This is a genomic window from Streptomyces bottropensis ATCC 25435 (assembly GCF_000383595.1).
Classification (GTDB): domain Bacteria; phylum Actinomycetota; class Actinomycetes; order Streptomycetales; family Streptomycetaceae; genus Streptomyces; species Streptomyces bottropensis.
The window spans coordinates 7,513,296-7,526,724 of sequence record NZ_KB911581.1 but is presented as its reverse complement, the minus strand read 5'-3'; the positions used below and the strand labels follow the sequence as shown (position 1 = coordinate 7,526,724).

Genomic DNA, 13,429 nt, shown 5'->3' with positions numbered 1-13,429 from the left:
GGGTTCCTTGCTCAGAGGCGGCGCCGGGCGGCGCGCGTCACGGCTTGGCGTCGACGGCGACGAAGAGCGCCCCGACCCAAGCCGCGTCCCGCTGCGAAACGAGCCGGAAGGCCAACTGGTCACCGCCGCGCCGGATTTCGTCGTCCAGTTCGAGCACGTCCGAGTCGTATCCGAGCGTGTTCGAGTACGTCGGCGTACGTCCTGCGGCGAGCGTCCCCGGTTCGCTGATCGTGGAGTTCAGGACGTCGTCACGCGGGTTGGCCGCGTCGCCGAGCGCGACGGCCGGACCCCGTCCGGTCGAAACGGTGAGCGAATCGCCCCGGCTCCCCCGGTCCCCGTCGTAGGCGACCAGGCCGACGACCCCGCGCGCGCGTTCGGGCAGCGCCATCGCGGTGGACCCGACCCGCTGCTCCCCGTTCGGCGCGAGCGTGTCGAACCCGTCCCACATCGCCAGGTGCCGCAGCGGCTCCGTCGCGTTCTCGTACGCCACCATCAGCGTCCAGCCGCCCCACGCGCCGGCCGCCGAACGGCCCATGGCCACATTGACCTGCGCCACCGTGTAGAGCCCCGACCCGCTGGAGCGCACCAGTTCCGTGACGTCCACCGAGGCCTGGAAGGCGTCCGCGCCCCGCGCCACCCGGTGCCCCACCACCGAGTCGGCGAGCACCTCCTTGTACGCGCCGCCGGGCTCCGCGATCAGCACCCGCCCGTTGTCCTTCGGCGGCTTCTGCTCACCCACCCGCAGGTTCCCGCCCCAGTACAGCCGCGCGTACGACACCCGCGCGCCCGGCGGTAGCCGGACCTCGCCCCGGCTGGAGTTGTAGGTGTTCGGGTCCCGGTCGACGTCGATGTAGAACATGTCGAAGTCGTCGTTGACGGCCGTACGCCCCGCACGCGCGTCGGCGCACGAGGACACCGCGGGCGCGGGCGGTGTCGTGGAGGGGGCGGCCGCGGGCGAGGCGGCCGGTACCGCCGCACGGCAGGTGATCGAGGAGTTGGCCGCGCGGACGATCCCGCCGTGCTGCAGCGCCCGGTATCGCTGTGCGAACGCCAGGCGCTCGGCCTCGGGCGAGGGGGCGGGTGGCGCGGCCGTCGCGGGAGCGCCGGGCCCCCAGAGGGCGGCGAGGGCGCAGCAGCCCACCATCGCGCGGCGTAGCAGAGGACCCGGGTGAATTCGCATGACCGGCGGTGCCCTTTCGGGAGCTCGTTCGGGTGCTCGTCGGGGAAAAGCCGCGGACCCTCGACGGGCAGAAAATGTGCGGATCTGATAAAGGTCGCGGTTTTGTGGGGAGATGCGCACTCTATCCCGCTATGCGTACTTATCCACGGAACGCGCCAACTGTGTCGGAACGGTGAAGCGGGCGTTCTGCGAGATCACCCCTTTGGAGGCACAACCCCGGACGCATGCCACGCGTTGACTCACCGCCGGGCACCCCCGCCCGAGTGTTTTTGCATCAACTCCAAGGAGCACCTCTCCATGTCGCGTATCGCGAAGGGCCTGGCCCTGACCTCCGTTGCTGCCGCGGCCGTGGCGGGCACCGCCGGCGTCGCCACCGCCGACAGCGAGGCGAAGGGCTTCGCCGCCCACTCCCCGGGCGTGCTGTCGGGCAACGTCGTGCAGGTTCCGGTCCACATCCCGGTCAACGTGTGCGGTAACACCATCAACGTCATCGGTCTGCTGAACCCGTCGTTCGGCAACAAGTGCTTCAACGACTGACGTTCGAGGACTGACGTCCCCGCACTGACGTCTCCGGACTGACGTTCGCACGTTCCACACGAACCGGCCGTTCTCCCCACGGGGAGGGCGGCCGGTTCGTGTTGCTCCGGATGGGGCCCCATCGGTTGCAGTCGGCGATCACCGATTTCACGGTGAAAGCACGATCTCTCGCACCGATGAAAGGAACATCCATGCGTGTTCTGCCCGCACGGCGTCTCGCGGTCTCCGCGCTCTGCGCCACGCTCCTCCTCGGCGTCACCGCCCCGGCGGCCCTGGCCGCCGACGTCGAGTCGGCGCGCGAGCGCGCCCGGTCGGCGGCCCCCGTCCCCGGCGCGGACGCGCTCCAGGACCAGCTCAAGGGTCTCGGCGACCTCGGCGGAGTGCTGAAGCCGGTGACCGATCTGCTCGACGCCGTACTCGAGGCGGACAACGGCCAGCTCTCCGCCGACCGGGCGGCCGAGCTGGGCAAGGCGGTGCGTAACGCCATCAACCGGGCCAAGGCGGGTGCGCCGGTGACCTCGCCGGCCGTTCCGCCGGTCGCCCAGCCGGTCGTCCCGCCCGCGCCCGCCGTCCCGCCCGCGGCGACGACGCCCACGGCCCCGTCCGTCCCGCCTGCGACGACGCCCACGGTCCCGTCCGTCCCGGCGGCTCCTTCCCTGCCGTCGGTGCCGACCGCCCCGGCCGCCCCCGTGGTGCCGGCCGCTCCGCAGCAGGCGGTCACGCTGCCGGCGTTCGACCGTGCTCTCGTGAGCCCGGCCGGCAGCGTCGCGGCGAACCCGGTGACCGACGCGCTCACCGCCCTGCAGAAGGCGGTCGACACCCTGCTCAAGGCGGTCACCTCCGGTGACCTCGGCCAGGTGCTGCCCGCCGTCAACAGCGTGGTCGCCGGCCTGGTCCAGCTCATCGGGTCCATCCTCCTGGGCAGCGGCCTGCCCGCCCCGGTCGCCCTGCCGGCCGTGCAGCCCCCGGCGGAGCTGCCGGTGACGCCCTCCACGGACACGGTGCCGGTACAGCCGCCGGCCGTGCCGCCCGTGCGCTGAGAATTCCCCTGGCAGAGGCTCTCCGCAGGCCGTCGGGCCGACCGCCGTCCGGTCGGTCCGACGGGTGTTTCGTATGACCTGTTGTTCGGCGTCAGATATGACCTGTCCGAAACGGGGTTTCCGTCGGCGCGGGGGCTCGTTGGACACGGCGCAGTGCTTCCAGTATCCGAGGAGAGGAACACGATGAAGTCGCTGAAGGCCGCCGCTGTCGTCGCAGGGTCCCTGGCCATCGCCGGTGCCGCCGCACCGGCTTTTGCCTACGACGCCACGGACGTCACGCCCACCAGCCTCAACGGCGCGGTGAACACGCTCTTCAAGGGGCCCATCGCGCCCGCTCCGCTGCAGCAGCAGTCGAACGCGCTCGACACGGAGAACAAGGGCTCCGTCCTCCACACGGTGAGCGGCGCGACCAAGGCCCTCAACGCCCCCGGCGGCCCCAGCAAGCTCCTGGGCGGTCTGCCCCTCCAGGGCTGACATTTCCTTTCGCCGTGTGTGCCCAGGGCCGGTTCCGCCGGAAAAAGCGGAACCGGCCCGACGCGCTTTCCGCTCCTCCGTCGAGTGAATTCCCCGGTGTTCGAGACGTGTCCCTCGTTCGTGTGGTCGGTCGTCGCCTGTCGCCCGGTCGGGTGAAAACGCGGCCGAGTCGTTTGGCGGGCGTGGATAGGGTTCCGCGGTGACTTCAACTTCCGCTGAAACCCGCCCTTTCCGTCCCGCCGACCTCGGCACGCTCGTCGTCATGGCGTGGAGCGGTGAAGCCCCCGACGGAGACATGCCCTATCTGCTCGCCTACACCCTGGGCGACGGCCGGAACGGACCGGAGGGTTCCACGGCCGCCGTGGCGGATCTGCTGACCGGTCTCGGCCTGTCCATCGGCGAGAAGGTCGTCGACGGCGCCACCCACCCCAGCCTGCCGGTCACCCTGCTCGTCGAGGCCGGCCAGGCCGTCGTCACCCTGCCGCAGCTCAACGCCCAGTGCCCGGCCCCGCCGGAGTGGCTCGCCGCCGTCGGCACCCGCGGCTTCGCCTACCTGCTGTTCGCCACCCGCCCCTGGCCCGAGGCGCGGCCCGGTATGCCCGTCGAGCCCGCGGCCCTCGCCGCCTTCGCGGGTGACCCCGAGACACTGACCAGCGCCGCCCACGTCCTCCTGCCGGCCCGCAGCCTGCGCGGCTGATGGCCGTCCCGGCAGGGCGGCCGGCGCGCACGGCCGGCGGCGGCCGTGCCTTCGCGATCCTGCTGCTGCTCACCGGCGCGGCGGGTCTGCTCGCGTCCTGGGTCATCACGCTCGACAAGTTCAAGCTGCTGGAGGACCCGAACTTCACCCCCGGGTGCAGCCTCAACCCGGTGGTCTCCTGCGGCAACATCATGAAGAGCGACCAGGCATCCGCCTTCGGGTTCCCGAACCCGATGCTCGGACTGGTGGCCTACGGGGTCGTCGTCTGCGTCGGCGTGAGTCTGCTGGCCGGAGCGGTGTTCCCGCGCTGGTACTGGCTGGCCTTCGGCGCGGGCGCGCTGTTCGGGGTCGGCTTCGTGACCTGGCTGCAGTTCGAGTCGCTGTACCGGATCAACTCGCTCTGTCTGTGGTGCTGCCTGGCGTGGATCGCCACGATCGTTCTCTTCTGGTACCTGCTCTCCTTCGACGTCCGCAACGGTTTCCTGCCCGCGCCGGCCTGGCTGAGCGGCTTTCTCGCCGAGTTCACCTGGGTGCTCCCGGTGCTGCACCTCGGAGTGATCGGGATGCTCGTCCTGACCCGATGGTGGGACTTCTGGACAAGCTGACCGACGGATCGACAGGTGAGTGGTGCAATGGGCCGGTGGGCGGCAGGACGACGGTCAAAGACCGATGAGGCCAGAGGACTTCGAGGCAATAGAACAATGAGGCAATGAGGCAATGAGGCAATGAGGCAATGAGGCAATGAGGCAATGAGGCAATGAGGGAATGAGGGAATGGGGCGATGCGGAAATGGGTTCATAGGCCTCTCGGATTATTGCGGCAGTCGGGCGAATCTTGAACTGTGGGAGATCCCCGGATCGTTCACCCGGTACGGGCGCCGAGCCCCGCAGCACGGCTCGCGCACCGCCGATTCCGTATCCGTCGATCCGGCCGATCCCCACGCTCGCCGATCGCGGATCCGCCCATGCTCGAAAGGGACCGTACCGAGATGAAGCCGACCACACGAGGAACCCTTGCCGCCGTCGTCACCGGTGTGGCGGCCGCGATGGGCGCCTCCGCCGCCCCCGCCGTCGCGGCCGAGACGGTTCCCGTCCCCCTGCCGCTCGAAGGGGTGGAGCACTCCCTGAACGTGAAGGCGCCCAAGCTGAGCGGAGAGCTGCCGCTGCTCATGCCGGGCGCTCCCCAGGGAGGACCGAAGTACGTCGAGGGACGGCTGCTGCCCGCGAGCAGCCTGCCTCAGGTGCCGCTCGGCACCGCGCTGCCGGGGCTGAAGGCCGAGACCCCGCTGCCCCGGGTCGTCGGGGAGGGCTTCGAGCGGCTCGGCGTCGACGCCCCCGCCGCCGACCTGCGGACCCTGACCCCCGGGCTGAACGTGGACACCCCACTGACCGCGCCCGACCCCCACGCGCTGGGCCTGCCCAGCCTGAAGGACCCCCAGGTGGCCGTCCTCACCCCGCTGCTGCGGACGGCGCCGACCGCGCACCTCGGGCTCGTCTGAGCCCGCGGCGACACGGAGACGAGGCCCGGGGCCCTGACAGCCAGGGCCCGGCCGTCCGGGGGTCACCGCTACCGAACACGACGAGGAGAGAGTGTTGTTCGTCAGCAGAGTGACGGTGGACCCCGAAGCCGGCCGGAGCAGAACGCGCCGCAACGTGCTGCGCGCCCTGGGCGCGTCGGCCGTCGCCCTGGCCGTGGCCCCCGTCGTCGCCGCCGCGTGGCCCCGCCGGTCGGCGCGGCCCGAGGAGGCCGACTTCGACGAGACGTTCCGGGGCCGCCGTATCCGGGGGGTCAGGGCCGACACGGGCCAGACGGCCTATCTCGGGGCCCGCACGCCCGGCCCCGGCGAGTGGGACGTCACCGTCGACGGGCGCCCGCTGCATCTCATGCGCCGCGCGGACGGCACGTACTTGAGCATGATCGACCACTACCGCTCGTACCCGACGGCACTGGAGGCGACCCGCGCCGCCGTCGAGGAACTGGGGACCACGCAGCGCCTGCGCGTGGGGGAGACGGCGGAGGGAGCGGTCGGCCATGGTCTACACGCGTAAGGACGTCAGCACGCTCACGCGCACGGAGCGGCGCCGATTCGTGGGCGCGCTGCTGAAGCTCAAACAGCGCGGCGAGTACGACGAATTCGTGCGGATGCACATCGACCACTACGTCTCCGACGGTGACGGCGGTCTGCGGACGGCCCACATGACGCCCTCCTTCCTGCCCTGGCACCGCCGCTTCGTGCTGGAGCTGGAGAAGGCCCTGCGCCGGATCGACGACTCGGTGACCGTGCCGTACTGGGACTGGACGCGGGACCGTACGACGACGTCGGTGCCCTGGACGGCCGATCTGCTCGGCGGCAACGGGCGGCGCTCCGACCTGCGGGTGACGACCGGTCCGTTCGCGTACGGGACGGGCCGGTGGACCATCACGGAAGGGCTCACGGACATCGAGTACCTCACCCGGGACTTCGGCTACCCGCGCAACCCCGTCGGCCTGCCCACCGCCCGGGACCTGGACGCGGCGCTCGCCGAGTCCGTCTACGACAAGGCTCCCTGGAACTCGGTCACCCGCGGGGGTTTCCGCAACCGGCTCGAAGGGTGGGGCCAGGGCACCGGCAACGGCTCCTGGCTCAACCACAATCGGGTGCACCGATGGGTCGGCGGGCACATGGTCGGCGGCGCCTCCGTCAACGACCCCGTCTTCTGGCTGCACCACGCCTTCATCGACCTGCAGTGGACGCGCTGGCAGCAGCGCCATCGGGGCGCGCGCTACCTGCCGGCCAAGCCGCCGGGCAAGGGTGACTCCCAGCGGGGGCGGATCGTCGCGCGCGACGAGCGGATGCCGCCCTGGAACGTGACCCCGGGCGCGCTGGAGTCGATCGGGCACGTGTACCGGTACGGGTGAGCGGCTGCGGTACGGGTGAGCGGCGCCGGCCCGGGTGGCCGGTTGCGGTCTTCCGGATTCCCGGGAAAGGCGCGAAGCCCCCGACGGTGGGACACCGTCGGGGGCTTCTTGTCACTGCCATGTCGCTGCTGTGACGCTCGGGGCTGTGGGCCCCGTCAGTGGCCGTAGCCGGACGGGCCGGGGTTGCCCTTGTGGTTGTCGTGGCTCTTGTTGACACAGACGTTGCCGAAGGCCGGGTTCAGGAGACCGACGACGTTGATCGTGTTCCCGCACAGGTTGACCGGCACGTGGACGGGGGCCTGGACGATGTTGCCCGACAGGACACCCGGCGAGCCGATGGCCTTGGCCTCGGCGCCGGCGTCCGCCGCGGCCAGGCCGGCGCCGCTGAGCACGACGGCGGACGTGCCGAGGGTGACGACGGCTGCCTTCGCGATGCGAGACATCACGTTCTCCTTCTTGATCGGTGAGCACGACCCCCACTTCGTGGCCGCACGCCCCTTCAACGCGCCCGTGCGCCGCGGGTCACGGCGTCTGCCGGGGGATCACCCGTTCCGAACGGGAGTATGGGCGGGGCGGGCGGCCGGTCGTGCGGAGATCCGGCCGAAGGTGCTCAGGACCGGGCGTCGTTCTCGGTGATTTCCGCGATCAGGGCCTCGACGCGGGTCCTGATCCCATCGCGGATGGGTCGGACCGCCTCGACGCCCTGTCCGGCCGGGTCCTCCAGCGCCCAGTCGAGGTACTTCTTGCCGGGGAAGACCGGGCAGGCGTCGCCGCAGCCCATGGTGATGACGTAGTCGGAGGCCTGGAACGGCCTCGGTGGTCAGCACCTTGGGCGCGGCGCCGGTGATGTCGACACCGACCTCCTTCATGGCCTCCACCGCGGCCGGGTTGACCCGGTCGGCGGGGAGGGAACCGGCCGAGCGGACCTCGATCCGGTCGCCCGCGAGGTGCGTCAGGAAACCCGCGGCCATCTGGGAACGGCCCGCGTTGTGGACGCAGACGAAGAGTACGGAGGCGAGGGGGGGAGGTCATGGGATCCGGATCGGGATGCGATGCGGGACCTGATCCGGGTTCTGGCCGATCCGCTGCGCCTCAGGATCGTCACCCTGCTCGCCCGTGAGACCCTCTGCACCACGCATCTGGTGGAGGAGACGGGCGCCAGACAGACCAATCTCTCCAACCATCTGAAGGTGCTGCGCGAGGCCGGGATCGTGGAGACGGAACCGTGTGGGCGGTGGACGTACTACCGACTCCGGCCGGAGGTCCTCGCCTCCCTCGCGGGCGGCTTCGCCGAACTGGCGGAGGCCGCGCGGGTGACTGTCGAGAACGACGTGAAGCGGTCCTGTTCCTGAACCGGCATCGACGCGGTCGCCGTCGCGCCCGGGCGTACGCCGTTGGGGGCGCGCGTCGCCGCCGAGTTCGTCGGTACGGCGGCACCGGTCACCGTGGTCGTCGGGTCCGGCATCAGGCCACCGCGCTGACGCCTGACGCCTGACGCCTGACGCCTGACGCCTGACGCCTGACGTCGGGGTGCGGCTGCCGGCGATTTCCCTGGCCACCGTTTTCGGGCTGGGAGTGCTGATCGCCCTGTTCGGACCGGTCTCCGGGGCGCACTTCGATCCCGTCGTGACCTCGGCCGAGTGGTGGACGGCGCGGCGGCGCGGCGGCGGCGGTGTACGGGGCCGGGAGGCCGCGGGGGCGGCGGGCGCCACGGGCGTCACGGGTCGGGAGGCGGTCGCCTACGTCGCCGCGCGGACCGTCGGGGCGATAGCCGGAGCCGTACTCGCGGACGCGATGTTCGCGGAGCCCCTGGTGAAGTGCTCCACGCACGAGCGTTCGGCGGGGCACCTGCTGCTGGCCGAGGTGGTCGCGACGGCGGGCCTGGTGCTGCTGGTCCTCGGCCTCGCCCGTTCCGACCGGCTGCGATTCGCGCCGGTGGCGGTGGCGTCGTACATCGGTTCGGCGTACTGGTTCACCTCGCCCACGTCCTTCGCCAACCTGGCGGTGACGGTGGGGCGCGCCTTCACCGAGACCTTCGCGGGCATCGCGCCGGGGTCGGTCGCCGGGTTCGTGGGGGCGCAACTCGTGGGTGGGGCGATCGGGTTGGGGCTGGTAGCCGTCATCTGGCCATCTTCGAGCCGCCCAGCGGCGCGCGCGCGGCGTGTCACCGCCCCGTCGGCCGCCGACCGATGGGTGTGACCCGGCCCTGGAGGGGCATGTGGTCCGAGCCGCCGTGGCAGAAAAAAGCCCTCCCGGGAGGAGGGTGAGGAGTGGGCGCCCCCGGCAGGACTCGAACCTGCGGCCAAGCGCTTAGAAGGCGCCTGCTCTATCCACTGAGCTACGGGGGCCGGGTGTGGTGGCCTCTGTCCTGGTGCCTGCCCGGGTGTGGGCTGATCCGTGACGTTGCCGGGGACAAGGATAGGGCTCCCGAGTCCTTGACCCTGTTGCTTCGCCTCCGTGGCTCAATGTGGAGGTTCGGTGAAGCGGTCCTGATAATCGCAGGCAGGTACGAATCGTGCACCTCTTTTGGCGCCTCGGGCCTCGCATGTTGTGCACTCGTTATGCCTGCGCCCCTCTCGTCCCCTCCGTCCCCCTGTGTCCGGTCGGCGCGCAGGCGTGCTCATATGCTTCAGAATGTCCCCAAAATTGGGCATTCTTCGCATGTGGTGACCTTGGACGTACGGCCTCAGCTGCTCGACGCGCTCTCCGCCCTGCGCGACCGTGTCGCCGCCGCGCGCTTTCCGCTGCCCCTGGCAGGGGCCCCGCGCGCGCGTGCCAACCGCGACGAACTGCTCGCGCAACTCGACGACTACCTGGTGCCCCGGTTGCGGCAACCCGAAGCGCCGTTGCTGGCCGTCATCGGGGGGTCGACCGGAGCCGGCAAGTCCACTCTCGTCAACTCCCTGGTGGGACGGAAGGTCAGCGAGGCCGGTGTGCTGCGGCCGACGACCCGTACGCCCGTCCTGATCTGCCATCCCGAGGACCAGCACTGGTTCAGCGGGATGCGCGTCCTGCCCAACCTCACGCGCGTGTGGGCGCCTTCGCGGGAGCCCGGTCAGGATCCGGACGACGAGTCGTTCCCACCGGGCGGGGACGGCGGCAAGGAGGGTGAGCGCGTCCTGCGCATCGAGACCGCCGACAGCCTCCCACCCGGTCTCGCCCTCCTCGACGCACCCGACGTCGACTCCCTGGACGCCGACAACCGAGTACTCGCCGCGGAACTGATCTGCGCCGCCGACATCTGGGTGATGGTGACCACGGCCTCCCGATACGCGGACGCCGTGCCGTGGCATCTGCTGCGGTCCGCGAAGGAAAACCGGGCGACCCTGGTCACCGTGCTCGACCGGGTGCCCCACCAGGTGGTGTCCGAGGTCTCCCGGCAGTACGGGGCACTGCTGACCAAGGCCGGGCTCGGCGACGTGCCGCGGTTCACGGTGCCCGAACTGCCCGAGTCGGCCTGCGGCGGGGGACTGCTGCCGGGTACCGCCGTGGCACCGCTGCGGGCCTGGCTCGTCCAGCAGGCGACCGACGCGGAGGCCCGGCACGAGACCGTGGCGCGCACCGCGCACGGGGTCCTCGACTCGCTGAGGTCCCGGATGCCCGAGCTGGCGAGTGCGGCGGCCCAGCAGTACTCCGCCGCCCTGCGGCTCACCGCCGCCGTCGACACGGCGTACGACAGCGAGCACGCGCGCGTGAAGGGGCGTCTGCAGTCCGGGGCCGTGCTCGCGGGGGACGCCCTCAAGCGGTGGCGCAGCTACCCGCTCGACTGCACCGCCGGTGAACTGCTCGACGCCCTCGTCGAAAGCCTCGGCACCCTGCTGCTCTGTGCCGTCACCGCCGCCGACGAGCGGATCGGCGAGGCCTGGCGCCGCGAACCGGCCGCCGTGGACGCCGGGCTGACGGAACGTGACGCCCTGCGCGAGAGCGTCGAGGACCGGATCGGGATCACCGTACGACGCTGGCGGCGCGTCCTGGAGGAGTACGCCGAGGAAGAGGTGCGCGACCTCGACCGGAGTGTGGCTCCGGACGTGGAGGTGGTGGCCGCGCTGGGCGCCACGGCCCTGTTGGGCGGACGGCGGGCCCGGTCCGCGGGTGAGGGCCTCGCCGAACGGATCGGGGCGCACGGCGCGCTGCGGCTGCGCGACCGGGGCGGACGGCTGCTCACCGAGTACCTGGAGCGGGCCCTCGACACCGAACGTGAACGCCGTCTCGCCCCCCTCGACGCACTCGACGTGCATCCCGAACCACAGGCCGAACTCATCGCCGCCCTGTCCGTACTGCAGAAGGAGAGGTGACCGCCGTGACCGCCGTCACTGACCACACGGATCAGACCGGAGACGACGTCCCCGACAAGGGTGACCACAGGACGGGCGACATGAGGGGGGACAGGAAGCCCGTGGACGGCGGGGCCGGCCGGCCCGGGGACGCGGATGCCAGGGACAGGCGGCCGAGGAACCCCGACGGCGGGCCGTCGGAGAGGGGCGGCGGCGCGCGGTTCGAGGAGCGGCGCGCGGCGCCGGACCGGGCCGCCGGTGAGCCTGCCCGGCCGGCCGAGCGGCGTTCCGAGGGGGAGGGTGATGAGAACCGCGTCCACGCGCGCGTGCCCGAGCGGCCCGGCCCCGGTGGTGCCGCGCCCGGTGATCGGACCGCCGATCGGACCGCCGATCGGACCGCCGATCGGACCGCCGATCGGACCGCCGATCGGACCGCCGATTGGGCCGCCGATCGGGCCGGCGATCGATCTGGCGATCGATCTGGCGATCGGCCCAGGGATTCGTCCGGTGATCTGTCCGGTGCTCCGTCCGGTGATCCGTCCGTGCGGACGGAGTCCGGTGACCCCTGGGACGACGGGCTCATCGCCCGGCGTGTCACCGAGGCGGGCGCGGCCGAGCGGGCCCCGGGCGTGGAGACCAGGGCTCCGGTCGCCCAGCCGGTCACCCCGCTCGCGTACGACGGACGCCTCAGGTCGCGGCTCGACGCGCTGCGGGAGCTGGTGGGACAGTCCCGCACACGACTGGACAGCACGACCCTGGCGGAGGCCGGACGGGTGCTGGACGAGGCCGCCGCGCGGCGCAGGCTCTCGGGGCAGCACACGGTCGTCGCCATCGCGGGCGCCACCGGCAGCGGCAAGTCGATGCTGTTCAACTCCCTCGCGGGGGTGACGATCTCGGAGACGGGCGTACGCCGGCCCACCACGGCCGCGCCCATCGCGTGCAGTTGGAGCGACGGCGCGGCGAGCCTCATCGACCGGCTGGGCATTCCGGGCCGGCTGCGGCGGCGGCCGTTGCAGAGCCCGGAGGCGGAGGCCCAGTTGCGCGGCCTCGTGCTGGTGGATCTGCCCGACCACGACTCGGCGGCGGTGCAGCACCGGGAGCAGGTCGACCGGATCCTGGCGCTGGTGGACGCGGTCATCTGGGTCGTCGATCCGGAGAAGTACGCCGACGCCATCCTCCACGAGCGTTATCTGCGGCCCCTGGCCGGTCACGCGGAGGTCATGTTCGTCGTCCTCAACCAGGTGGACCGGCTGCCCGGCGAGGCGGCCCACCAGGTCCTCGACGACCTGCGACGACTGCTCGACGAGGACGGGATCGCGCTGGGGGAGCACGGCGAACCGGGCGCCATCGTGCTCGCGCTGTCCGCGCTCACCGGGGACGGCGTGGGAGAACTGCGCGAGTCCCTCGGGCAGTTCGTGGCCGAGCGGGGCGCGCCCGCCCGCCGGGTCCGCGCCGATCTGGACGCGGCGGCCGCGCGGCTGTGGCCCGTGTACGCCAACCAGCGGCGCACGGGGCTCAGCGAGCGGGCCCGGGACGAGTTCTCCGCGCGGCTCGCGGACGCCGTCGGTGCCACCGCCGCGGGCGAGGCCGCCGAGCGCGTCTGGCTGCGCCACGCCAACCGTGCGTGCGGTACGCCCTGGCTACGGCTGTGGCGGTGGTACCAGGACCGGAGCGAACCCCCTACGGGGCGGCTCGCCCTGGCGGCGCCCGTGGACGAGGAGGCCACCGCGCGGCAGCGCGTCGAACACGCCGTACGTACGGTGGCGGACCGCGCCGCGGCGGGGCTGCCCACACCCTGGGCCCAGGCGGTGCGCGAGGCGGCCGTACGCGGGGCGCAGGGGCTGCCCGAGGCGCTGGACGAGCTGGCCGTGCGGGTCGGGGCGCCCACGGGGCGGCCGCCGCGGCCGGGCTGGTGGCCCGCCGCGGTGCTCGCGCAGGCGTCCATGACCCTGCTCCAGGTCGTCGGCGGGCTGTGGCTGCTGGGGCAGATCATCGGCTTCATGGCACCGAACCTCGGGGTGCCGGTGCTGCTGATGGTGATCGGCATCGTCGGCGGCCCGGCCGTCGAGTGGGGCTGCCGGCTGGCCGCACGCGGTCCGGCGCGGCGGTACGGCCAGGAGGCGGAACGGCGACTGAGGGAGGCTGCCGCCGGGTGCGGACGGGCGCTGGTGCTGGATCCGGTGGCCTCCGAACTGCTGCGGTACCGGGAGGTGCGGGAGCAGTACGGGCGGGTGCTGGGGGCGGCGCCGGTGGGGTGAGGCGCGGCTCCGGTCGGGGCGGTTCACCCCGTCGGGTGACGGAGTTGTCCACAACCGGTGGGTAGTGCACA

General features: G+C 72.2%; 13 protein-coding genes, 1 tRNA gene and 2 pseudogenes. 12 read left to right on the top strand and 4 right to left on the bottom strand.

The features are described from left to right. Positions 1-37: 37 nt before the first annotated feature. Entirely contained in the window at positions 38-1,180 is a 1,143-nt protein-coding gene (locus STRBO_RS0133325; protein WP_028796986.1) for a DUF3344 domain-containing protein, read from the bottom strand. Between the two features lie 297 nt (positions 1,181-1,477). On the opposite strand from STRBO_RS0133325, the gene chpG reads away from it, so the two are divergent. The 8 genes from chpG to STRBO_RS0133285 all read left to right on the top strand — a co-directional run bounded on the left by chpG (position 1,478) and on the right by STRBO_RS0133285 (position 6,826). Further along, on the top strand, positions 1,478-1,717 hold the full coding sequence (chpG, locus tag STRBO_RS0133320) for a chaplin ChpG (RefSeq protein WP_005479502.1): 240 nt from the start codon (positions 1,478-1,480) through the stop codon (positions 1,715-1,717). A gap of 191 nt (positions 1,718-1,908) precedes the next feature. Then, entirely contained in the window at positions 1,909-2,757 is an 849-nt protein-coding gene (locus STRBO_RS0133315; RefSeq protein WP_037627661.1) for a hypothetical protein, read from the top strand. Between the two features lie 183 nt (positions 2,758-2,940). After that, positions 2,941-3,231, top strand: coding sequence for a hypothetical protein (locus STRBO_RS0133310; RefSeq protein ID WP_020115470.1), 291 nt, complete (start codon positions 2,941-2,943; stop codon positions 3,229-3,231). A gap of 199 nt (positions 3,232-3,430) precedes the next feature. Continuing rightward, positions 3,431-3,928, top strand: coding sequence for a DUF5949 family protein (locus STRBO_RS0133305; RefSeq protein ID WP_005479494.1), 498 nt, complete (start codon positions 3,431-3,433; stop codon positions 3,926-3,928). Further along, on the top strand, positions 3,928-4,533 hold the full coding sequence (locus tag STRBO_RS0133300) for a vitamin K epoxide reductase family protein (protein ID WP_005479492.1): 606 nt from the start codon (positions 3,928-3,930) through the stop codon (positions 4,531-4,533). The genes STRBO_RS0133305 and STRBO_RS0133300 overlap by 1 nt, the downstream gene beginning before the upstream one ends. Positions 4,534-4,916: 383 nt before the next feature. Further along, a complete protein-coding gene (locus STRBO_RS0133295) occupies positions 4,917-5,426 on the top strand; it encodes a hypothetical protein (RefSeq protein ID WP_028796985.1) in 510 nt (169 codons plus the stop codon). Between the two features lie 91 nt (positions 5,427-5,517). Beyond that, entirely contained in the window at positions 5,518-5,976 is a 459-nt protein-coding gene (locus tag STRBO_RS0133290; protein ID WP_381211735.1) for a tyrosinase family oxidase copper chaperone, read from the top strand. Beyond that, on the top strand, positions 5,960-6,826 hold the full coding sequence (locus tag STRBO_RS0133285; RefSeq protein WP_005479487.1) for a tyrosinase family protein: 867 nt from the start codon (positions 5,960-5,962) through the stop codon (positions 6,824-6,826). Before STRBO_RS0133290 ends, STRBO_RS0133285 begins: the two co-directional genes overlap by 17 nt. Before the next feature lie 155 nt (positions 6,827-6,981). On the opposite strand, the gene STRBO_RS0133280 is transcribed toward STRBO_RS0133285, so the two are convergent. Continuing rightward, entirely contained in the window at positions 6,982-7,269 is a 288-nt protein-coding gene (locus STRBO_RS0133280) for a chaplin (RefSeq protein WP_020115467.1), read from the bottom strand. A 167-nt stretch (positions 7,270-7,436) separates the two neighbouring features. After that, a pseudogene (locus STRBO_RS40730) lies at positions 7,437-7,797 on the bottom strand (arsenate reductase ArsC). An 81-nt stretch (positions 7,798-7,878) separates the two neighbouring features. Between STRBO_RS40730 and STRBO_RS0133270 the strand changes: the two are divergent. Beyond that, positions 7,879-8,178, top strand: coding sequence for an ArsR/SmtB family transcription factor (locus STRBO_RS0133270; RefSeq protein ID WP_005479483.1), 300 nt, complete (start codon positions 7,879-7,881; stop codon positions 8,176-8,178). A gap of 6 nt (positions 8,179-8,184) precedes the next feature. After that, positions 8,185-9,025: pseudogene (locus STRBO_RS0133265) on the top strand (aquaporin). 76 nt (positions 9,026-9,101) lie between these two features. Here STRBO_RS0133265 and STRBO_RS0133260 read toward each other — a convergent pair. Next, a tRNA-Arg gene (locus STRBO_RS0133260) sits at positions 9,102-9,174 on the bottom strand. A 315-nt stretch (positions 9,175-9,489) separates the two neighbouring features. Between STRBO_RS0133260 and STRBO_RS0133255 the strand changes: the two genes are divergently transcribed. Next, positions 9,490-11,121, top strand: a complete 1,632-nt coding sequence (locus STRBO_RS0133255; protein ID WP_005479478.1) for a dynamin family protein — start codon at positions 9,490-9,492, stop codon at positions 11,119-11,121. Continuing rightward, positions 11,118-13,358, top strand: coding sequence for a YfjP family GTPase (locus STRBO_RS0133250; protein WP_020115463.1), 2,241 nt, complete (start codon positions 11,118-11,120; stop codon positions 13,356-13,358). Before STRBO_RS0133255 ends, STRBO_RS0133250 begins: the two co-directional genes overlap by 4 nt. The last annotated feature ends 71 nt before the right edge of the window (positions 13,359-13,429 follow it).